The organism is Bacillus sp. FSL L8-0199 (assembly GCF_038005705.1).
Classification (GTDB): Bacteria; Bacillota; Bacilli; order Bacillales; family Bacillaceae_G; genus Bacillus_A; species Bacillus_A cereus.
This window is the reverse complement of the sequence record NZ_JBBOTS010000001.1, coordinates 1,729,517-1,750,405: the sequence shown is the minus strand read 5'-3', so window position 1 is coordinate 1,750,405 and position 20,889 is coordinate 1,729,517. Positions and strand designations below refer to the sequence as shown.

Genomic DNA, 20,889 nt, shown 5'->3' with positions numbered 1-20,889 from the left:
GTTACTTATTATCTATCGATATTAAACGAGCATTACAATTTCTCTCGTAAAACTCAATGGGACCTGCTTGTCCAATAATCGCATATTCATATCCATCTTGCTTCATATTATATAAACAATGATGCAATAATTCTTTTCCTACACCTTTCACACGATTTTGTTTCGCTATGCCCATTGGACCAAACAATCCTTTCTTTCCTCTCACTACATCGTAACAGGCGAAACCAATTATCACTTCCTCCTGCTGTGCAATATAGATAGGTAACTTTTCATTATATGTCCGAAATCCATAATCAACCGACTGTAACCACCGTTCACCAAATTCATCCGCCACAAATCGTGATAACTTATCAAAATCAGAAGGACTAGCTCTTCTTACATGACAAAATAATGTATTATAAATAGATTTAAAACTATTTAAATCAACCGCTAAGTCTCTCGGTGCAGCTGTAATACGTAATATATCTTCTTGCATTTGTGTATGTATAAATTCACCAATATCTGTATCTACACGAAATAATGCATACATAATATGTCCTTCATTGATTACTACTTGCTGAAAGCGTTCCATACGTTTCTTCGCTATTTGTAAAATTTCTATCGCATTATAAGATAGTTTATATTGCTCTATTTTTTTATACTCTTGATTATGTAAATCGAATCGTTTTCGTAACGAAAGTTTTTCTAAAAAATCTGGACCGACTTTATGAAACAAATACATAAATAACTCAGCGCAAACTCCTGTACCTTCTTTACACATACCTATAAACAGATGGACCGGGTGAATTATGCTACACTCACTCTCTTCTGCTGCAATCTCCAATATTTTATGCACACGTTTTGTAAATTGAAATTCCTCCATATGTGTTTCCATCCTCTACTAATTTACTAAAAAACCGTAACCATAAATAATTGAAACAATTACACCCACTACCAATATACCTGGAAGTAAATTTGCCACCTTGATTTTAATAATACTAAGCAAGTTCAATCCAATAGCAGATATCATAATGCCGCCCGCAGCCGTCATCTCCACTATAAATTGGTTCATTAATTCTTCCGGGACAAAACTATTAATTTGTGTTGCAAAAACTGCAATACCACCTTCATATAAAACAACTGGAATCGCCGAAAATACTACGCCAATTCCTAGAGTTGTCGTTAATATAATAGAAATAAATCCATCGATAATTGCCTTGGTAAATAAAATATTATGATTTCCGCGAATCCCACTGTCAAGTGCACCAAGTATCCCCATCGCACCAATTGCAAAAATTAAAGTAGCTGTTACAAAACCTTCTGATATGCTTCCTTTCCCCTTCGATCCAACTTTATTTTCTAGCCAATCCCCTAAATGTTTTAACTTTTCTTCTAATTGTAACCATTCTCCAATTACCGTACCAATCACTAAACTCAGTATGACAACAAGAAAGTTTTCACTTTTTAATGCCATTTGAAGCCCAAGCACAGTAACCGCTAAACCGATTGCGTGCATTATCGTCCCTTTCATACTTTCTGGAATCCTACTAAATAATTTACCAAGTAAAGTACCAAATATAATACAAATCCCATTTACAACTGCTCCTAATATAACCATTTCTCATTCTTCACCCTTCGAATTCTTTATTTCTATATTTTGGTTTATACATTGATTTACAGGTTATCTATATGTTAACTTAATATTGAGAATATTAACAAATGTTTTCCACTACATAACCCGCTGTTTTTTTGTAACTTTAATTACCTTTAATAGATTCAGTGTTAATTTAAATGCGGGATAATATTAAAAGGGAAGGTATATATGAAAACTTTACTAAAACGATTTTTGTTAATAGCCTTTTTCATTACACCGATTGTTTTATTAATCAATTACTCTTTTATTTCAAAAGCAAAAGACAAACCCGATTTGCAAAACAAATCTAGTAAAACCGCTTCAAAAAGCGAAAAGAAAATAGAAGACCAAGAAATCACACTCACCTTCTCTGGTGATACAATGTTTGATTGGCAATTACGTCCTATAATTGAAAAGAATGGGGCTGATTACCCATTCCAACATGTAAAAGAAGAAATAAAAAAAGCTGATATTTCTTTTGTGAATTTAGAATCGGCATTTACAACGAAAGAAAAGAAAGCACCTGGGCAATTGTTTTGGATTAAAAGTGATCCATCTACACTACAAGCTATTAAAAACACTGGATATGACATCGTAAACATTGGGAATAACCACACACTTGATTATGGGCAAGATGGATTATTGGATACGATTTCTCACGTAGAAAAATTAAAGTTCCCTTACATTGGAGCCGGAAAAAATGCGAAAGACGCATATACAGCACGAGAAATGACCGTAAAAGGGAAAAAGTTTAAATTTCTTTCCTTCGTTCGATTTATGCCTGATTCTAATTGGGTAGCTGGTGAGAATAAACCTGGCGTTGCGAATGGCTATGATTTAAATCTTGTAACAAAAACAATTAAAGAACAAAAACAAGATGCAGACTATTTAATCGTCTATATGCATTGGGGCGTTGAAAAATCAAACCGTCCGGTAGAATACCAAAAGCAATATGTACCTAAAATGGTTGAAGCAGGAGCTAACGCGATTGTCGGAAGCCATCCACATTGGTTACAAGGGTTTGAGTATTATAATAAAGTTCCTATCGCTTACTCATTAGGTAACTTTTTATTCCCAAGTTATGTGAATGGAAAAAGCGCCGAAACTGGCGTATTAACTTTAACTTTTAAAGGAAAGGATGTCCAAATGTCATTCAATCCTTATATCATTCGCAACAACCAAGTTTCCCCTGTAAATGAGGAAGAAAAGAAAAAAGCTCTTCAATATTTACAAACAATTTCAACTGATGTAGAAATTGATGATACAGGGAAAATAAAAAATAAACGAAACTAGACAGCTCAAGATCTATTTCTCTGTAATCTACTTTACAGAATAGGTGATAAACATGCTGAAAAACTTATTAGAAAATATAAGTTTGTTAGAAAATATTTATAAAATGTCTATAGCCGTTCTACTTTTATGTTCAGTTTTTTCTGTTAGATTTCTAAAAAAATAAAACGTGAACGAAAACTTACTACCTTTGAATTTACTATGTATGTAATTATTCGCATTGCGATATTTTTTTGGTTAACTAGCTTTATTCTTCTTGAATTTAATGAGTATCTAGTTTAACTATAAAAAAGATAGAACAAGCACTATATTTCCTCGCTTGTATCTATCTTTTTTATTTAGATGCTTACTCTTCCCTTCTATTAAATAAGCAAATCAAACAAAACAGGGTTTTTATTAAGCTCCATAAATTGAATATTATTTTCTTTAAAGCGAGTAATTAATTGCTCATAATCTTCTTTATGTTTTAACTCTACTCCGACTAATGCTGGACCATTTTCCTTATTATGTTTCTTAATATACTCAAAACGAGTAATATCATCTTCTGGCCCCAATCCTTTATCAAGAAATTCTCTTAACGCGCCTGAACGCTGCGGGAATTCAATGATGAAATAATGCTTTAACCCTTCATAAATGAGAGATCGTTCTTTCATTTCTTGCATTCTATCAATGTCATTATTTCCACCACTTAGCGTACATACAACTGTTTTATCTTTAATTTCATCTCTGTATAAATCAAGTGCTGCAATAGAGAGTGCACCAGCCGGTTCAGCTACAATCGCATTTTTCTTATACAGTTCTAAAATCGTCGTACAAACTTTCCCCTCTGGTACTAAAACGATGTCATCAATTACATCTTTACAAGTTTCAAAAGTTAACTTTCCTACCTTTTTAACAGCTGCCCCATCAACAAAACTATCTATTTTCTCTAATGCGACATTATCATTTTGAAGAAAAGCCTCTTTCATAGATGCAGCTCCCATCGGTTCTACACCAATAACCTTTGTAGTAGGACTAACACCTTTTACATATGTACCAACACCTGATGCTAATCCACCACCGCCGATTGCCGCAAAGATATAATCAACCGGTTTCTCCATATCATGCATAATTTCAACTGCCACTGTCCCTTGACCAGCAACTACATACGGATCATCAAACGGATGAACAAATGTCATTCTATTTTCTTCACAATAACACTGTGCTTCTTGGAAAGAGCTATCGAATGTATCACCAACTAATACAATCTCTGCGAAATCACCACCGAAAAATTGTACTTGTGATACTTTTTGTTTCGGTGTTGTTGTGGGCATAAATATTTTCGACGGAATCTTCAATAAATTACATGTATAAGCAACTCCTTGCGCATGATTACCAGCACTTGCACAAACAACACCGTTTTGTAACTTTTCTTTCGGTAAACTTTGAATCAAATTGTATGCACCACGAATTTTGAAAGAGCGAATTAATTGTAAATCTTCTCGTTTTACATAAACGTCACAATCATATTTCTCAGATAAAACTGTATCACGTTGTAACGGTGTTTTAATAACGATATCTTTCATGCAATTATGAGCCATTAAGATATCTTCAATTTTCACTCTCTCCTTTACCTTTTGCACCATTATATATCATCCTTATCTCTTTTAAATTGGCTCAATCAAAATGTGGGATTTTCAGAACAGCCCCTGTATTCGCCGATGTTACCATTTGTGCATAACGTCCAAGCCAGCCAGTTTTCACTTTCGGTTCTGGTCGTTTCCATTCTTTTTTACGCTTATCTAATTCTTCATTACTCACTCTTACTTCTAGCAAGCGTTCTTCAACATCAATACATACAATATCCCCTTGTTCAAGAAGTGCGATTGTTCCACCAGCTGCTGCTTCTGGTGAAATATGTCCTACTGAAATTCCACGTGAAGCTCCAGAGAAACGTCCATCCGTTAATAATGCAACCTCAGCACCTAATCCCATTCCAGCAATTGCTGATGTTGGTGCTAACATTTCTGGCATACCAGGGCCACCTCTTGGTCCTTCATAACGAATGACAACTACATCTCCTTTTTTCACTTTCCCAAGCATAATGCCAGCAAGTGCCTCATCTTGTGAATTAAAAATAACGCAAGGTCCTTCAAAACGCTTTACCTCTGTTGCACCGCTTTTAATAACCGCTCCATCTTTCGCAAGGTTGCCTTTTAATATACGCAATCCTCCTTCCTCACTATGAGGGTTTTCAAGAGAGTGAATAACTTCCTTATCTTTAATCTCTGCCTCAGCAATATTTTCTCTTAATGTTTGCCCCGTAGCAGTTATTCGATCAAGATGAAGTACTCCTTCTTTCCGGCTCATCTCTTTCAAAATTGCACTAATCCCGCCCGCACGATCAATATCTTCCATATGCCAATTGGAAGCAGGGCTTACTTTACATAAATGTGGTACACGTCTTGAAACGGCATCAATACGGTTCATATCGTAATCTAATCCAGCCTCTTGCGCGAGCGCCAATGTATGCAACACTGTATTTGTTGAACCGCCCATCGCCATATCAAGCGCAAACGCATCATCAATTGCTTCTTCCGTTACAATGTCTCTTGGTTTAATATCTCTTTCAATTAAAATTTTCAATTTCTCTGCTGCTTGTTTAATTAACTCTTCACGTCTTGGATCAATTGCTAAAATACTCCCGTTACCAGGAAGAGCTAAACCTAACACTTCACATAAACAATTCATAGAGTTCGCGGTAAACATACCCGAACAAGAGCCACAAGATGGACAGCCATGATCTTCAATATCTTTTAATTCTTCTTCTGAAATTTTCCCAGATTGATAAGCTCCTACTCCTTCAAAAACGGAACTCAGATCAACAACTTCTCCTTTAGATGTTTTTCCTGCTGCCATCGGGCCGCCTGAAACAAACACAGTCGGAATATTAATACGTAGTGCAGCCATCATCATACCTGGTGTAATTTTGTCACAGTTTGGGATACAAATCATGCCGTCAAACCAGTGTGCATTTACAACCGTTTCTACTGAATCTGCAATTATTTCACGACTCGGAAGAGAATAACGCATACCGATATGTCCCATCGCAATACCATCGTCAACTCCAATTGTATTGAATTCGAATGGTACCATACCTGCCGCACGAACTGCCTCTTTTACAAGTTTCCCAAACTCGTTCAAGTGTTTATGCCCTGGAATAATTTCAATAAAAGAATTACAAATCGCTATGAAAGGTTTATCAAAATCTTCATCTTTCAAACCAGTTGCTTTTAATAAACTACGGTGCGGCGCTTTATCAAAACCTTTTTTAATCATGTCACTTCTCATCTTGTCAAATCCCCTCTTACATATTTTTCATTTATACTCTCTTACTCTATTTCTTTACTAATTCTTTCGGTGCATGAATCCAACTCATCATTTCACGAAGCTCTGCTCCCACTTTTTCTAATTGATGATTTTGTTCTGCTTTTTTCATTGCGTTATACGTCGGACGCCCTGCTTGATTTTCTAAAATCCATTTCTTCGCAAATTCACCTTGCTGAATTTCTGTCAGAACACGCTTCATTTCCTTCTTCGTTTCATCTGTAACAATTCTCGATCCTGTTACATAATCTCCAAACTCTGCCGTATCTGAAATAGAATGGCGCATATTCGTTAATCCACCTTCGTACATTAAGTCAACAATTAGCTTTAATTCATGCAAACATTCAAAGTATGCAATTTCAGGACGATATCCACCTTCCGTTAACGTTTCGAACCCGGCCTTCACAAGTGCAGTTACCCCGCCGCAAAGTACAGCTTGCTCACCGAATAAATCCGTTTCGGTTTCTTCTTGGAATGTCGTTTCAATTACACCCGCCCGTGTACAACCTACACCTTTTGCATACGCTAATGCTACATGTAGCGCTGTTCCCGTCGCATCTTGATGCACTGCGACTAATGCCGGAACACCATTTCCTTCTTGATATACACGGCGAACGAGATGACCTGGACTTTTTGGCGCAACCATTGCTACATCTACGTAACTTGGCGGATTAATTTGGCCGAAGTGAATGTTAAATCCATGTGAGAAAAGTAACATTTGTCCTTCACGGAGATTCTCTTCTACTTCTGTTTTATATACATGTGCTTGCTGTTCATCTGGCAATAATATTTGTACAACTTGTGCGGTTCGAACCGCTTCTGAAACAGACATTACTTCAAATCCATCTGCTTTTGCTACTTCATACGATTTACCAGGTCTAACACCAACTACAACTTCCACACCTGAATCACGTAAATTTTGTGCCTGCGCATGCCCTTGAGATCCATAACCAATTACCGCAACTGTTTTCCCTTGTAATAACTCTACATTTGCATCTTTCTCATAATACGTTTTCATACTCCATACACCCCTTATAATTTATTTACTTGCAGTACATCAATTAATTTTTTCAACTGACTAACAAGTAATGTCGCTTCATTTTCAGTACAAACTGCTGTGAGTTTCATTTCAGAAACGCCACTCGTATCTCTTTCGTTTAAATGTAAAGAAGAAATATAATAGCCACGCCGAGCAAAAATTCCACTTATACGTAATAAGACACTTGGCTCGTTATGAATAACGAGTGAAAAAGTATGACTCATTCTTCCCACCTCTTCATAATCATTTCGTTATTCCCTTTGTTTGGCGGAACCATCGGAAATACGTTTTCACCTTCTTCTACACAAAAATCAACTACGACAGGACCTTCGTGAGCAAATGCTTCTAACACCACTTGTTTCGCCTCTGTTGAATTTGTCGCCCTTAATCCCTTCACTCCATAAGCTTCTGCCACTTTCACAAAATCTGGTGAGCCAATTTTTGACTCTGATAAACGATTTTCATAAAACATTTCTTGCCATTGCCTTACCATCCCTAAAAATTTGTTATTTATAATAAATACTTTTACAGGGATATTATTTTCAGCAATTGTTTGTAGTTCTTGAATGTTCATTTGAAAAGAAGCATCACCTGCAATACAAATGACAAGTTCTTCTTCTTTTGCAAGCTGAGCACCAATTGCCGCTGGGAACCCAAACCCCATTGTTCCTAATCCTCCAGAGGTAAGGAACGTCCGAGGTTTTCTTGCTTTATAGAAGTGAGCAGCCCACATTTGATGCTGTCCTACTTCTGTTGTGACAATCGCTTCACCATTCGTTAATTCACTTACTAAGTTGATCACATGCTGTGGTTTTAACTCAGATTCTTTTTGCTTATAAGAAAGTGGATATTCTTCTTTCCATGCCTTTACTTTCTGAAGCCATTCATCTGTTTGTGTATAAATAGACATATGTAACAACATGTGTAACGCTTTTTTTACATCACCAACAATCGGATGCTCTACAGTTACATTTTTATGAAACTCAGAAGGATCAATATCAATATGTACTTTTTTCGAGTGCGGAGAAAAAAGTTCTAATTTTCCTGTTACACGATCATCGAAGCGAACACCTAATGCAAGTAGTAAATCACATGCTGTTACCGCCATATTAGCAGCGTATGTCCCATGCATACCAAGCATCCCTAGAAACAATGGATCTCCTGGTGGATATGCACCAAGTCCCATTAAAGTTGAAACGACTGGAATACGGTTCTCCCTTGCGAATTCGAAGAGTTCATCGGATCCACCTGAATGAATGACACCTCCTCCAATATAAAGAAGTGGACGCTTTGATTTTGAAATTGCTTTAGCCACCTCTCTAAGTTTCATGCTGTCTGGTACAAGTTCTGGTTTGTACCCCGGAATATCAACTTCTTCATTAAAGAAACTGGTGACTTTTGCATTTTGAACATCTTTTGGAATATCGATTAATACTGGTCCCGGTCGTCCGCTTTTGGCGATGTAAAAAGCTTCTTGCACAATTCGTGATACATGATTTACATCACGAACTTGGTAATTATGCTTCGTAACAGGTACTGTAATTCCGACAACATCCGCTTCTTGAAATCCATCTTTACCAATTAAAGGCGTTGCAACTTGGCCGGTAATGACAACTAAAGGAATCGAATCCATATAAGCGTCTGCTAAGCCCGTAACTAAATTTGTCGCCCCTGGGCCAGAGGTAGCAAAGACTACTCCGACCTTCCCAGAAGCTCTCGCATATCCTTCAGCCGCATGAATGGCAGCTTGTTCATGACGAGTTAAAACATGTTTCAAACCACTTTCGTATAACGCATCGTATACTGGTAAAATCGCTCCGCCTGGATAGCCGAAAACGGTCGTTACACCCAATTTCTTCAAACCTTGAATCACGTGCCCAGCGCCTGTCATTTCTTCACACTGTAACTTCTCATACGCTGTATACTGCTGCTTCATTTCAATTAACTCCTCTCCTTATTTATGCTAAGCTTTCCGTCAGCCCGGGAACACGTACTCCTCTTTCTCTCGTTAATTTTTTAAATTCTTCGGTCAATTGTTTCGTTACACTTCCTGGTTTCCCATCTCCAATTTCTCTCGAATCAACTTTTACAACTGGAATTAACTCCGCTGCTGTTCCTGTTAAAAATACTTCATCCGCTACATATACGTCATGGCGAGTGAATGGTCTTTCCTCACACGGAATACTCAGTCGTTCACATAGCTCGATAACACTATTTCTCGTAATACCTTCTAATGCCCCTAAATAGGATGGCGGGGTTAATACTTTTCCATCTTTCACAACGAAAACATTATCGCCAGAACCTTCACAAACATATCCTTGTTGATTTAACATAAGAGCCTCTAACACTCCTGCTTGTGCCGCCTCAATTTTTACAAGTACGTTATTTAAATAATTCATTGACTTAATACGTGGATCTAACGCGTCTGGCGTATTACGTCTTGATGCAACAGATACAACGCTTAGCCCATTATCATAAAATTCTTGTGGGAATAACTTTAATTGTTCTGCAATGATAATTACGCTCGGCTTCACACAACTTCTCGGATCAAGTCCTAAGTCACCTTTTCCTCTTGAGACAATTAAGCGAATATAAGCATCAGCGTATTCATTTTTTTGGAGTGTATGTAAAACTGCTTCTTCCATTTCTTCTACCGTCATTGGAATTGTTAGTAAAATAGATTTCGCTGATTCATACAATCGTTTCACATGTTCTTTTAAACAAAATACATTTCCTCCGTAACTACGAATCCCTTCAAATACACCGTCTCCGTATAAAAAACCGTGATCATACACTGAAACAACTGCCTTTTCTTTTTCTACAAATTCCCCATTCATGTAAATGTACTGGTTTCCCATCTCACATCGCTCCTCTTTTTTCTCTATTTTTGCAATCTATTTCTACATCGATTGCTGAGATGAGTATTTTTAACAGAATATTCAGTATATAACCCTTAAAAATATACTCGTCTCAACAATCGATTACTTACATACTTGTAGCAATCCATTGCTGAGACGAGGGAATCGTGGTACCACTCAGCTTCCTTATACTTCTCACGAAACATAAGCTCTGCAAGTCCAATTAGACTTTTGTTTTTCTATCGGGAACAACCCCGCTACTTTTTACTAGTTTTCAAAAGTAGTGCTCCAAGGTGATTTTCAATGATTGAATTGTTACCACCCTCACAGCCTCGGGGCAGCTCTCTGAAACAATCTTTATCATTTACTCTCCTCTTCTACGCATTCTCTTCTTCTATTTTTAAAAATAAAAACTCTCGCCTCAGCAATCAACTACTACAATTTAGTAGCTTTGATTGCTGAGGCGAGAGTTTCGCGTTACCACTCAGCTTCCTTATACTTCTCACGAAATATAAGCTTTGTAGGTCCAATCAGACCTCCGTCCTTTTACCGGAGACGATGCCGCCGCCCTCTACTCAGTTTCCCTTTCGCAAGCGATGCTCCGAGGTGATCTTCAATGATTCGATTGTTACTACCCTCACAGCCTTGGAGTAGCTCTCTGAAACGATCATAATCATCTACTTTCCTCTTCTTTGCATATACAACATATAAAGTTAGAAAATTCTTAATTAACTTTTATTTGTTACACGTATTATAGGACGTTGTTCTTTTTGTTGTCAACATGTTTTTTCAAAAAAAAATCAAAATTCATTCTATTTATTTTTTCTCAAATCAAAATTGGAATGCATTACTTACATACACTCATATATTACTTAAGTATGTTTGTATTACTACATAAAGAAACACTTATAAAGTTTATGAGGAGATGAGGAAACTATGTTAAAAGGGAAAGTAGCGTTAGTTACAGGAGCAAGCCGAGGAATTGGACGAGCGATCGCTAAACGTTTAGCAAATGACGGTGCATTGGTTGCTGTTCATTACGGTAATCGAAAAGATGACGCTGAAGAAACTGTTCAGGAAATTCGATCAGATGGTGGCCAAGCTTTTTCTATCGGCGCAAATTTAGAATCCTTACACGGTGTAGAAAACCTTTATAAAGCTTTAGATACTGAATTACAAAAGCGCACTGGTGAAACACAATTTGATATTTTAATAAACAATGCTGGCATTGGTCCTGGTGCTTTTATTGAAGAAACGACTGAACAATTTTTTGATAGAATGTTTTCAGTAAATGCAAAAGCACCATTCTTTATCATTCAACAAGCACTGCCACGTTTACGTGACAATAGCCGAATTATTAATATTTCATCCGCTGCCACCCGCATTTCTTTACCTGATTTTGTTGCATATAGTATGACGAAAGGCGCTATTAATACAATGACTTTTACGCTAGCAAAACAGCTTGGAGCACGAGGAATAACGGTGAATGCAATACTTCCAGGATTTATTAAAACAGATATGAATGCAGAACTCTTGAGTGACCCGATGATGAAGCAGTACGCTACTACTATTTCCGCTTTCAATCGCTTAGGTGAAGTAGAAGACATTGCCGATACTGCTGCATTCCTTGCTTCTCCAGACAGCCGCTGGGTAACTGGACAATTAATTGATGTGAGCGGAGGATCTTGTTTATAAAAAACATATATTTTCAAATCTTTTTTATTGCGCAATAAAACAATTTATATAATACTATATAAAACATATACATTTAGGAGGATTACAGCAATGTCCGAAAAAACATACGAACTCGCAACCTTCGCAGGCGGTTGCTTTTGGTGCATGGTAAAACCATTTGATGAACTTCCTGGTATTCATAAAGTACTTTCTGGCTATGCAGGAGGTCATGTAGAAAACCCAACATATGAACAAGTAAAAGCTGGAACATCTGGACATTTAGAAGTTGTTCAAATTACATTCGATCCTTCTATTTTTCCTTATCAGAAATTACTAGACTTATATTGGCCACAAATCGATCCAACTGATGATGGCGGACAATTTTTTGACCGTGGTCCATCTTATCGTACCGCTATTTTTTATCATAACGAAACACAAAAAGGGCTTGCCGAAAAATCAAAACAAGCTCTTACAGAAAGCGGTATGTTTAAAGATCCAATCGTGACTGAAATTCGTCCTGCTGCACCTTTTTACGCAGCAGAGGAATACCACCAACATTTCTATAAAAAGAATCCAGAGAAATATGCTATTGAGCAAAAGGAATCTGGTCGTGAAGACTTTATTAAAAAAAATTGGCAAAAAAAATAATAAAAACGCATCGTGCTTTTTTAATACGATGCGTTTTTATTTTTGATAAAAGTACCATACAATGATGAGAACAACCGCTGTTAATGCCCAAAGCGCTACTTCATTTTTCACTCTACTCTTTTTCTTAGTCATTTCATCTCCTCCTAACAGCAATACAACGTATTCAAGATTTCCTCTGTTTCATTGTCCACCTTATATACATAAATACATCCTTACCAATCCTTATAACAAGACCACCAATGATTCCGATTGCAATCGAAATTACTAACATTTGTCCAAAGCTAAAAGAATTTGTGTACGTTATGTAAAGAACGATACATATAAGTAAAACATCCGGTAAAGAAAGTAAAAACCTTTTAAGCATTCCTTTATCTCCTCTATACTTTATTTATATCTTCTACTGTAATTTTGAAATATAGTTTGTTCAAAAATTCCATTTAGACCCTCATTTTATGAAAAATAATAAGAATCCCTTTTCAAAAGAGATTCTTATTCAGTAGATTTAAGTTTAATTATTTTCTACATATCCTATTCCATAATTACTCCTAAAATAGAATAATATTACTAATCATTGATTGTAAATTGACTATTTGCCAGGCAACCGAATGTCGCGCCAGCTACCTACATCGCATTGGCCAAATTCATTATTACCTACCGCGACCACCGTGCCGTCTGATTTTAGTCCGACTGTATGTGCACAACCAGCCGCTATCGCTACAATATCGCGCCAATCGCTTACGTTACATTGACCATACTCATTCCAGCCCACTGCCAGCACGGTACCGTCTGATTTTAGTCCGATTGTATGATTCGTACCAGCCGCTATTGCTACAATATCTATCCAGCCACTTACATCACACTGGTTATGTTTATCATTCCCCACTGCTGTCACCGTACCGTCTCGTTTAAGACCAACAGTATGAAGATACCCAGCCTTGACCGCTACAATACCTCGCCAGCTACTTACATTGCATTGACCATATCGATTATTCCCCACAGTCGTCAATGTTCCGTCCAATTTGAGACCGACTGTATGCCAGTCACCCGCTGTGACTGCCACAATACCTTGCCAACTGCTTACATTGCATTCTCCTTCTTTATTTCGGCCCACCGCTACTACCGTGCCATCCGATTTAAGGCCAATAGTACGACGCCACCCTGCCGCAACCGCTACAATATTATGCCAATCGTTTACATCACATTGTTCATGCTTATTCCAACCCACTGCTACCGTAGTACTGTCACATGTAAGACCGATTGTATGAGCATTACCCGTGTTCGTTGCCATATGAACATTGCCCACTGCGACTGCTTCAATATCTCGCCAGCCACTTACATTACATGCCCCTTCTTTATTCCGGCCCACCGCTACTACCGTGCCATCCGATTTAAGGCCAACAGTATGACAACGCCCCGCCGCAACCGCTACAATATTATGCCAATCGTTTACATCACATTGTTCATGCTTATTCCAACCCACTGCTACCGTAGTACTGTCACATGTAAGACCGATTGTATGAGCATTACCCGTGTTCGTTGCCATATGAACATTGCCCACTGCGACTGCTTCAATATCTCGCCAGCCACTTACATTACATGCCCCTTCTTTATTCCGGCCCACCGCTACTACCGTGCCATCCGATTTAAGGCCAACAGTATGACAACGCCCCGCCGCTATCATATCTTTGGGCCATCGCTTCACTTTTTCTTTCGATAAAAGGTAATCCATGTTTTACCTCCTTGCATATAAGCAACTGTATCATAATAGATATTTTTATCAAATTTCATTATAAATCTACATTTACAAAGAAAGCTTATTTTACTTCTTCAAAAAATAAAAACCTCCAGTTTAAATACTAGAGGTTTTCTCTTTATTTCTTCAAGCGGTCAATAAAATCGTTCAATTTATCTAGCGATTTCATATTCTGATTGCAAGCTACACCATCTTTGCAAATGTAGTTTCCCTTTTTAACGAAAGTTCCTGGTACATCGCCTTTAATTTCAACTAAAAACATTCCTACTTCTTCATGCCCATGACATAATGAACAAATGCTTTTTTTATTTAAACTTTGGAACGTTCCTTGCAGACCAACAAATTTATTTTTATCATTTTTCGCTATAATAAATTTCCTGCTTGATCCCTTATCAATCCAGCTTAAATAAGATATTTCTTTCATATCCATTTCTTCCATATCAGGAAGTTTTAACTTTTTCGCCTTAGGAAATAACTTTTTTAATGTTTGTGCTGTAACTTCTTGAAACGGAATTACATACGGATTTATTTTCATTAAAAATGATTCTGCATCTTCTCTATTTTGAACTGTTAATACCGTATCAATTAACTCTTTCTGTTCATCCGTTAAATTCTCAAATACATGTATTATCTTTTCAATCGCAAGCGATTTTAACGCTTGAATTACACCTCTATCATTTGCCGTTGCATGCCCGTTTGCTAAAATATAAGCTTGTGATTTTATAAAATTATATTGATCACTTCTAATAAACGCTTCCATCTTTATCACTCCATACAAATTGTTGATCTAGTTTTATTGTATACAATGATTACGTTTTTTGATATGTAAAAGATAACTTAGAAACAAACATTACATATATCACTTATTCTCTACCGCTGCATTTCCTGACAAAAGAAGCCATCATCTGTTTTCCATTCCGCATATAATACGTCTTCAAATTTAGTAATTCCTTTTTGCTTTATTTGTTTATAAAGCCACCCTTCATCAAATCCCGCTTCCCTCAAATTATCCTTAACTACTTTTCCATCACTAATTAATGAAATTGGTAAGTATACAGGCTTATGTTTTAAACTTAAATCATTTACAGTAGGAGATTCGTATTTACTTTTTTTCAAAACGCTTATGTTTCCGTTAGGTTCCAATATCATATATTCAACTTCTCGGATTGAAAATATATCTTTTTGTTGCCTAAGCATTTGTTGTAATTGGTTTATATCCAAATGATTTACGCTTAATTGTTCACGATCAATCTTTCCATTACGAATAATAATTGAAGGATATCCTTCAAAAAACCTTCTTGTCCCTCTTACTTTTTGTGTTATCACTTCAATAGTATAAATTAAAATTACCCAAACAAATACTGAATATAAAATAGACCATACTTTAATTTTAGGATCATATATTGAATTTCCAACGAGCTCACCTAGGACGATTGCAGAAATAAAATCAAAGGGCGTTAGCTGAGATATTTGTGTTTTCCCTAATATTTTTGTAGCAATTAATAGAACAAAAAAACCAATTAAAAGCTCTATCGTTATTTGTCCAATATGATTCATATATGTTCACCTTTCTACTCTTCAAATGTTCTGTATAGCATTTAATAAAAAACGGCACATTTTTTCTATTATCATGCCCGTTCACACTTCATATATCCAATACATATAAAACAAAAAGAGTCTGATTCAAAGTAATATATGAATCAGACTCTTTTCCTCTTATTTAGAATACACAATCTTTTTAATCGTTTCCCCAGAAAGAAAATATTCTTCTGCAAGTTGATGAATAGCAATCCCACTTTTAAACGCTTTTTTAATTGCTTTATTTCTTTCATCTAATTGTTTTCTTCCGCCAGATCGTGTACCCCATTTATAATGTTTCGTTTCTTGTTTCGGAATATAAATTGTTTCACCTTGTATATACTTTTGAATTTCAGTAATTAAACTCTCTGGTAAAACAGCATTAGCTTTTACGTATTTCATTTCTGCTCGCCCCTTATTTTTTATGATTCATTTCAATAAGGTGCAAAGCCAAATATAAAAAATGATACGAGCTCATATAGGCGATTGTATATTACTTGTCTACCTCACGCAAAGTATCGCCATTTCCATACTTGGCTTTGCATGAGACGTTGCAGTGTCTGGCAATTGAATTATAATCGCCATATAAACACCTCCTAATATACCTTTTGCATTTTATTATATGATAAATTCCTTCTCCTTGCATCCACACCCTTCTTAAAGCACGAAATTACTTAGTTTGATATAATACTTTTTAATTGAATCAAAAATCATTGTGAGGTTACGTTATGAAGAAAAAAATTATCATTACGATCGTTACACTATTCTTTATTATCACGGCATTATTCGGAACATACAAATTGATGAACGCAAGAAGCTTTCAATTATTTGGAGATTTAACACAACGCGTAGAAACAAATGAAAAAGTGATCGCTTTAACTTTTGATGATGGCCCTACTAACAATGTAAAACAAATATTACCGCTACTAGATAAATACAACGCTAAAGCTACTTTCTTTTTAATTGGAAATGAATTAGAGAAAAATCTATCGTTAGGAGAAGCTATCGCGCAATCTGGGCACCAACTTGGAAACCATACATATTCTCATAATAGAATGGTTTTCAAAACACCTTCTTTTATTAAAGATGAAATAGAAAAAACGAATTCATTAATCCGCCAAACAGGATTTACAGACGCAATTGATTTTAGGCCCCCTAACGGAAAAAAATTAATTGGACTACCCTATTATTTAAATAAAAATAATATCGAAACGATTATATGGGATCTTGAGCCCGATACTTTTTATAAATCTGCGGCTGATAAAATTAAATATGTTAATAAAAATGTAAAACCAGGTTCTATCATTTTATTGCATTCTATGTATGATGAGTCTAATGAAAATTTACAAACGATTGAAGGTATTTTAGATTCTTTATCTAAGAAGGGATATCAGTTCGTAACGGTAAACGAACTGCAAAAAAGAGCAAAATAAAAAGGTAGCGTATCTTTGTATGATACGCTACCTTTCTATTTATATAATGCCAAGTACATTTAAGAATACGATAATAATCGCAATTGGTGCGATAAAGCGAAGTAAGAATAACCATAACACAAATAGTTTGTATCCTTTATTTTTACTTACACCTAGCTCTTTCATTAATACATCTTTCTTCATTTTTAAAGGAACAAAGATAGAAACTAATAATACACCAAGTGGCATTAATACGTTACTTACTGCATAGTCCGCTAAATCAAAGACTGTCTTCCCGAAAATCTTCAGATCACTTAATATACCGAATGATAATGCTGATGGTACCCCAACAACGAAGATTAATAACCCTACGATTAAGGCCATTTTTTCACGTTTCCCTTTACCTTTTGATGTTAACGATGCAACACTAATTTCTAACATCGAAATTGCTGATGTAATAGTAGCAAAGAAGAATAGTAATAAGAAAACGATGAAGAATAATTTTCCGAATGCCATTTTACTGAAAATAGCTGGCAGTACGATAAATAATAGCCCAGGTCCTTGAGATGGTTCCATTCCAAATGCGAACACTACTGGGAAAATTGCAAGTCCTGCAAGTAATGTAATAACAAGAGTTAAGGCTACGATAGAAAATGCTGAACGTGGTAAGCTTTCTTCTTTCGGTAAGTATGAGCTATACGTTACCATAACGGCTACCCCGACAGATAATGAGAAGAACGATTGCCCCATTGCGTATAATATAACTTCTGATGTTACATGTGAGAAGTCAGGTTGTAAGAAGAAACGAACTCCTTCTCCAGCACCATCTAACGTAAGTGCACGAACGATTAAAACAAAGAATAAAACGAATAATGCTGGCATGAAATATTTATTTACTTTTTCAACACCATTTTGTACACCTTTACTTACGATGAAAATAGTAATTAGGATGAATAATAGCTGTGACCCAACTGCTAAATATGGATTGGAAATGATTTCACCAAACGTAGCTTCGTATGCCCCATTTCCTTCCCATAGTCTACCTGTAATTGCATTCCATAAGTATAATAAAATCCAGCCTCCTACAACACTGTAGAAAGAAAGTAGTATGAAACAAGTTACAATTCCTAATTTCCCTAACCATGGCCATAATGTTTTTGGTGCGATTTCTCTATATGCATCAACGGCCTCTTTTTGTGTACTTCTTCCGATAACGAATTCAGCTAATAATAGTGGTAAACCAATTAATAATGTGAAACCGATGAAAATAAGGAAGAACGCGCCGCCCCCTCCAATTCCGGCCATGTACGGGAACTTCCAAATCGCCCCTAGACCAATCGCTGAACCTGCTGCAGCTAATACGAAACCTAATTTCGATGTCCATTGCTGTGAATTCATTTGTTAATCTCCTCTCTGTCTCTTTTTCTTTGTTACAATTCGGTATTTATATTGTTCTATCAATACTCTTTTCTAATACGTTCACTTCCTCCCTAATAATAAAAAACGTCCCTACGTAATATACGTAGGGACGACAAAAATATCGCGGTACCACCCTAGTTGTGAAGAATACTAAGAAACCACCTAAATAAAAACGCCCCTACGCAAAAACGTAGGGACGATAAAATATCGCGGTACCACCCTAGTTATGAAGCCACACCAAAGTTAGGCCCTAAATAAAAAACGTCCCTACGTAAATACGTAGGGACGATAAATATCGCGGTACCACCCTAGTTGTGAAAAATCTTCACCACTTTATTTGATAACGGTATAAACTACCGTCTTTCATTTCCTCATAATGTGAGATTTATGAAAGATGCTCCAGGACGAACTTCATGAATAATCTATATACTGATTCACACCAACCATCAGCTCTCTGAAATAGGGAGATATTCACTACTATACCCTTTCATTGCCCAAATATTATTTTCCGAATTGATTACTATCATTTTTATCACACATTAAAAATAGTGTCAACTTATATTTTGAATTTTTATGTATTACAATCTATTTAAAAATTCAAAATGTAAGTTTTAGTTTAGAAAACAGGTGGATTAGTACATAACGAATTCTAATAGGCAATAGAAAAAGAATTACGTATTATTGATACTTATTCAATAATACAAATCATCTAGAAACATAACCTGTCTCTCTGTATTCATTTTTTAAGAGTTTGATGGATACCAAGAAAATTTCACATCACTATCCAGTGGTCTATTTTTCGTTTCTTCTTTAATTACACGAAACCATTCATTTAGAATTTGAGTTTTGGGCAATTGAGCAGCAAGGTTATCTTCCCAAATTATATGTGAGAACCAGGCTTTCGTTTCCCATTCAAACTGCAATTGTGCGAACGAAATTATAGGGTGATCAGCTTCACGAAATTGCTCATTTACTGCATTTGAAACTTCTGGAGCTTGCGGTAACAACTCGTTCTGAATTGTATTTCTTATCGTCTCATTTTCGAGCTGATCCCAGAAATACAATTGCCCATTTATTTGATAAAAAATATCAAATGAGGCCTCACCTTTCTTCAAGTTCAATAATACGAAGGCACGTTCCACATCATTGTCAGCCGCCTTTACAGCATTAACAATTATATTTTGTGCCATTGATACCCAGTAACTAGTCGCTTCCTCTACCGGTGATTCAACATACAATTCTTCACTTAATTCATGAAGAGTAGCTTCTTGCTCATTTACTTTTTCAACTTTTTTAAAAAACCTATTAAAAAAACCCATAACTTCCCCCTTATCACTATTTTCTATTTCACAAAACAAAAAATAGATTTTTCTTGCTCATCCACATTTACTCCTGGCGCGTATGTATGAACTTGTTGCAACACTTCTTCTATTAGCAACTCTAACTCCTGCACACTTTTTTCTGGATTCCCTATTAATGTGTCCGCCATACGTTCATATAATTTTTCAGGTTTAATAGTCATTCGTTCCACATTATTAGGCATCCATTTAAACGCTGGATGATGTACGTACATTTTATTCAAACCAAATAAAACACCGAATACGTTCCTTTGTACTTCGCAAATAACGTCATAAAGCATAAGCCAATCTTTCCGTTTTAAAAGCGCCTTTCGATTGTGCCAACGATTACTTAACCATAGATTTTCTGAAATCATCCGTTTTACTAGTTCATCTGGATATGCCGCTACTTTTTCTTTTAATTCATTCACTTTCCCTTCTCCATACAAACTAACACCATCATGAACGGATGATACAATACATTGTTTTTCATAACTTATATCATATTGATTCACCACATCCGAAATCACTTTCTCTACTGTCTCTGTTAAAAAGTTACTAATCTCTAATTTAATTCCCTCTTTCGTTAAATACGTTTCCGACCATTCTTCTTCCTCATACGGATGATACGATAATATTTTCCCATCAATATGATAAATAGGGGCCCTACGATCCTCATCTTCCGGCGGTGTTGACCATAAAATATGTAATTCTATATCTGAATGTTCATCTTCAAGCTTTCTAGCTACTGAACCCGCTAAAATAATGGCTTCTACTTTTGGATTTTGCCTATAAATCTCTGACATCTCTATCGCTTTCTCTTTTAATCCCATTTCATTTCCCCCTAAAATTGCAGTAATCCCCTATATTTCATTTATCTATTTCGATATTACAGCTTGCATT

Annotated in this window: 20 protein-coding genes, 1 pseudogene and 2 other annotated features; of the genes and pseudogenes, 5 read left to right on the top strand and 16 right to left on the bottom strand. The window is 36.1% G+C overall.

Annotated elements, in window-relative coordinates:
- Window position 1: 1 nt before the first annotated feature.
- The gene (locus NST86_RS09155) at window positions 2–862 is read right to left on the bottom strand and encodes a GNAT family N-acetyltransferase (RefSeq protein ID WP_000390845.1); all 861 of its coding nucleotides are present in this window, start codon (window positions 860–862) and stop codon (window positions 2–4) included.
- A gap of 18 nt (window positions 863–880) precedes the next feature.
- Window positions 881–1,597 carry a DUF554 domain-containing protein gene (locus tag NST86_RS09150; RefSeq protein WP_086424373.1) on the bottom strand — a complete coding sequence of 239 codons (717 nt, stop codon included), beginning with the start codon at window positions 1,595–1,597 and terminating at the stop codon, window positions 881–883.
- Window positions 1,598–1,801: 204 nt separating this feature from the next.
- On the opposite strand from NST86_RS09150, the gene NST86_RS09145 reads away from it, so the two are divergent.
- Together NST86_RS09145 and NST86_RS09140 are read left to right on the top strand one after the other, a co-directional pair.
- A complete protein-coding gene (locus tag NST86_RS09145) occupies window positions 1,802–2,905 on the top strand; it encodes a CapA family protein (RefSeq protein ID WP_000854538.1) in 1,104 nt (367 codons plus the stop codon).
- A gap of 52 nt (window positions 2,906–2,957) precedes the next feature.
- Window positions 2,958–3,184: pseudogene (locus tag NST86_RS09140) on the top strand (hypothetical protein).
- Window positions 3,185–3,264: 80 nt separating this feature from the next.
- Here NST86_RS09140 and ilvA read toward each other — a convergent pair.
- The 6 genes from ilvA to ilvE are packed head-to-tail and all read right to left on the bottom strand — an operon-like array spanning window position 3,265 to window position 10,165.
- Window positions 3,265–4,527 carry a threonine ammonia-lyase IlvA gene (gene ilvA / locus NST86_RS09135; protein WP_000250321.1) on the bottom strand — a complete coding sequence of 421 codons (1,263 nt, stop codon included), beginning with the start codon at window positions 4,525–4,527 and terminating at the stop codon, window positions 3,265–3,267.
- 31 nt (window positions 4,528–4,558) lie between these two features.
- On the bottom strand, window positions 4,559–6,232 hold the full coding sequence (gene ilvD, locus NST86_RS09130) for a dihydroxy-acid dehydratase (RefSeq protein ID WP_001255818.1): 1,674 nt from the start codon (window positions 6,230–6,232) through the stop codon (window positions 4,559–4,561).
- A gap of 46 nt (window positions 6,233–6,278) precedes the next feature.
- Entirely contained in the window at window positions 6,279–7,286 is a 1,008-nt protein-coding gene (gene ilvC, locus NST86_RS09125) for a ketol-acid reductoisomerase (RefSeq protein ID WP_016117576.1), read from the bottom strand.
- 14 nt (window positions 7,287–7,300) lie between these two features.
- On the bottom strand, window positions 7,301–7,531 hold the full coding sequence (locus NST86_RS09120; protein WP_000019916.1) for an ACT domain-containing protein: 231 nt from the start codon (window positions 7,529–7,531) through the stop codon (window positions 7,301–7,303).
- Window positions 7,528–9,243, bottom strand: coding sequence for an acetolactate synthase large subunit (gene ilvB / locus NST86_RS09115; protein ID WP_086424374.1), 1,716 nt, complete (start codon window positions 9,241–9,243; stop codon window positions 7,528–7,530). Before ilvB ends, NST86_RS09120 begins: the two co-directional genes overlap by 4 nt.
- Window positions 9,244–9,265: 22 nt before the next feature.
- Window positions 9,266–10,165 carry a branched-chain-amino-acid transaminase gene (gene ilvE, locus NST86_RS09110; RefSeq protein WP_000528156.1) on the bottom strand — a complete coding sequence of 300 codons (900 nt, stop codon included), beginning with the start codon at window positions 10,163–10,165 and terminating at the stop codon, window positions 9,266–9,268.
- 149 nt (window positions 10,166–10,314) lie between these two features.
- Window positions 10,315–10,554, bottom strand: a binding site (T-box leader).
- A 547-nt stretch (window positions 10,555–11,101) separates the two neighbouring features.
- Between ilvE and NST86_RS09105 the strand changes: the two genes are divergently transcribed.
- Both NST86_RS09105 and msrA read left to right on the top strand, forming a co-directional pair.
- Window positions 11,102–11,860, top strand: a complete 759-nt coding sequence (locus tag NST86_RS09105) for an SDR family oxidoreductase (RefSeq protein WP_000911815.1) — start codon at window positions 11,102–11,104, stop codon at window positions 11,858–11,860.
- A gap of 90 nt (window positions 11,861–11,950) precedes the next feature.
- Window positions 11,951–12,487, top strand: a complete 537-nt coding sequence (gene msrA, locus NST86_RS09100; protein WP_016117574.1) for a peptide-methionine (S)-S-oxide reductase MsrA — start codon at window positions 11,951–11,953, stop codon at window positions 12,485–12,487.
- 163 nt (window positions 12,488–12,650) lie between these two features.
- On the opposite strand, the gene NST86_RS09095 is transcribed toward msrA, so the two are convergent.
- The 5 genes from NST86_RS09095 to NST86_RS09075 form a co-directional block, all read right to left on the bottom strand.
- A complete protein-coding gene (locus NST86_RS09095; RefSeq protein ID WP_000919320.1) occupies window positions 12,651–12,851 on the bottom strand; it encodes a hypothetical protein in 201 nt (66 codons plus the stop codon).
- A 222-nt stretch (window positions 12,852–13,073) separates the two neighbouring features.
- Window positions 13,074–14,189: an RCC1 domain-containing protein gene (locus tag NST86_RS09090; protein WP_445661327.1), complete on the bottom strand. Its 1,116-nt coding sequence runs from the start codon at window positions 14,187–14,189 to the stop codon at window positions 13,074–13,076.
- Between the two features lie 169 nt (window positions 14,190–14,358).
- Window positions 14,359–15,000: a FusB/FusC family EF-G-binding protein gene (locus NST86_RS09085; RefSeq protein ID WP_000387073.1), complete on the bottom strand. Its 642-nt coding sequence runs from the start codon at window positions 14,998–15,000 to the stop codon at window positions 14,359–14,361.
- A 110-nt stretch (window positions 15,001–15,110) separates the two neighbouring features.
- Entirely contained in the window at window positions 15,111–15,797 is a 687-nt protein-coding gene (locus tag NST86_RS09080) for a DUF421 domain-containing protein (RefSeq protein ID WP_001015535.1), read from the bottom strand.
- Between the two features lie 159 nt (window positions 15,798–15,956).
- Window positions 15,957–16,220 (bottom strand): CD3324 family protein, encoded by a 264-nt coding sequence (locus NST86_RS09075; protein WP_000878327.1) that lies wholly within the window; start codon window positions 16,218–16,220, stop codon window positions 15,957–15,959.
- A gap of 326 nt (window positions 16,221–16,546) precedes the next feature.
- On the opposite strand from NST86_RS09075, the gene NST86_RS09070 reads away from it, so the two are divergent.
- Window positions 16,547–17,251 carry a polysaccharide deacetylase family protein gene (locus NST86_RS09070; protein WP_000726856.1) on the top strand — a complete coding sequence of 235 codons (705 nt, stop codon included), beginning with the start codon at window positions 16,547–16,549 and terminating at the stop codon, window positions 17,249–17,251.
- 39 nt (window positions 17,252–17,290) lie between these two features.
- Here NST86_RS09070 and NST86_RS09065 read toward each other — a convergent pair whose 3' ends face one another.
- The 3 genes from NST86_RS09065 to NST86_RS09055 all read right to left on the bottom strand — a co-directional run bounded on the left by NST86_RS09065 (window position 17,291) and on the right by NST86_RS09055 (window position 20,819).
- On the bottom strand, window positions 17,291–18,628 hold the full coding sequence (locus tag NST86_RS09065) for a sodium-dependent transporter (RefSeq protein WP_001088185.1): 1,338 nt from the start codon (window positions 18,626–18,628) through the stop codon (window positions 17,291–17,293).
- Window positions 18,629–18,927: 299 nt separating this feature from the next.
- Window positions 18,928–19,149, bottom strand: a binding site (T-box leader).
- A gap of 243 nt (window positions 19,150–19,392) precedes the next feature.
- Window positions 19,393–19,968 carry a hypothetical protein gene (locus NST86_RS09060; protein ID WP_000505548.1) on the bottom strand — a complete coding sequence of 192 codons (576 nt, stop codon included), beginning with the start codon at window positions 19,966–19,968 and terminating at the stop codon, window positions 19,393–19,395.
- Window positions 19,969–19,991: 23 nt separating this feature from the next.
- The gene (locus tag NST86_RS09055) at window positions 19,992–20,819 is read right to left on the bottom strand and encodes a DUF4037 domain-containing protein (RefSeq protein ID WP_016117571.1); all 828 of its coding nucleotides are present in this window, start codon (window positions 20,817–20,819) and stop codon (window positions 19,992–19,994) included.
- Between the last annotated feature and the right edge of the window lie 70 nt (window positions 20,820–20,889).

Excerpts from the sequence above, each read along its gene's own strand:
- ilvE (WP_000528156.1), bottom strand. The coding sequence starts at position 10,165 with ATGGGAAACCAGTACATTTACATGAATGGGGAATTTGTAGAAAAAGAA.
- NST86_RS09075 (WP_000878327.1), bottom strand. The coding sequence starts at position 16,220 with ATGAAATACGTAAAAGCTAATGCTGTTTTACCAGAGAGTTTAATTACT.
- NST86_RS09055 (WP_016117571.1), bottom strand. The coding sequence starts at position 20,819 with ATGGGATTAAAAGAGAAAGCGATAGAGATGTCAGAGATTTATAGGCAA.
- NST86_RS09155 (WP_000390845.1), bottom strand. The coding sequence starts at position 862 with ATGGAGGAATTTCAATTTACAAAACGTGTGCATAAAATATTGGAGATT.
- NST86_RS09105 (WP_000911815.1), top strand. The coding sequence starts at position 11,102 with ATGTTAAAAGGGAAAGTAGCGTTAGTTACAGGAGCAAGCCGAGGAATT.
- ilvA (WP_000250321.1), bottom strand. The coding sequence starts at position 4,527 with ATGGTGCAAAAGGTAAAGGAGAGAGTGAAAATTGAAGATATCTTAATG.
- NST86_RS09065 (WP_001088185.1), bottom strand. The coding sequence starts at position 18,628 with ATGAATTCACAGCAATGGACATCGAAATTAGGTTTCGTATTAGCTGCA.
- NST86_RS09060 (WP_000505548.1), bottom strand. The coding sequence starts at position 19,968 with ATGGGTTTTTTTAATAGGTTTTTTAAAAAAGTTGAAAAAGTAAATGAG.
- ilvD (WP_001255818.1), bottom strand. The coding sequence starts at position 6,232 with ATGAGAAGTGACATGATTAAAAAAGGTTTTGATAAAGCGCCGCACCGT.
- NST86_RS09085 (WP_000387073.1), bottom strand. The coding sequence starts at position 15,000 with ATGGAAGCGTTTATTAGAAGTGATCAATATAATTTTATAAAATCACAA.
- NST86_RS09150 (WP_086424373.1), bottom strand. The coding sequence starts at position 1,597 with ATGGTTATATTAGGAGCAGTTGTAAATGGGATTTGTATTATATTTGGT.
- NST86_RS09080 (WP_001015535.1), bottom strand. The coding sequence starts at position 15,797 with ATGAATCATATTGGACAAATAACGATAGAGCTTTTAATTGGTTTTTTT.
- NST86_RS09070 (WP_000726856.1), top strand. The coding sequence starts at position 16,547 with ATGAAGAAAAAAATTATCATTACGATCGTTACACTATTCTTTATTATC.
- NST86_RS09145 (WP_000854538.1), top strand. The coding sequence starts at position 1,802 with ATGAAAACTTTACTAAAACGATTTTTGTTAATAGCCTTTTTCATTACA.
- ilvB (WP_086424374.1), bottom strand. The coding sequence starts at position 9,243 with ATGAAGCAGCAGTATACAGCGTATGAGAAGTTACAGTGTGAAGAAATG.
- ilvC (WP_016117576.1), bottom strand. The coding sequence starts at position 7,286 with ATGAAAACGTATTATGAGAAAGATGCAAATGTAGAGTTATTACAAGGG.
- NST86_RS09095 (WP_000919320.1), bottom strand. The coding sequence starts at position 12,851 with ATGCTTAAAAGGTTTTTACTTTCTTTACCGGATGTTTTACTTATATGT.
- NST86_RS09120 (WP_000019916.1), bottom strand. The coding sequence starts at position 7,531 with ATGAGTCATACTTTTTCACTCGTTATTCATAACGAGCCAAGTGTCTTA.
- msrA (WP_016117574.1), top strand. The coding sequence starts at position 11,951 with ATGTCCGAAAAAACATACGAACTCGCAACCTTCGCAGGCGGTTGCTTT.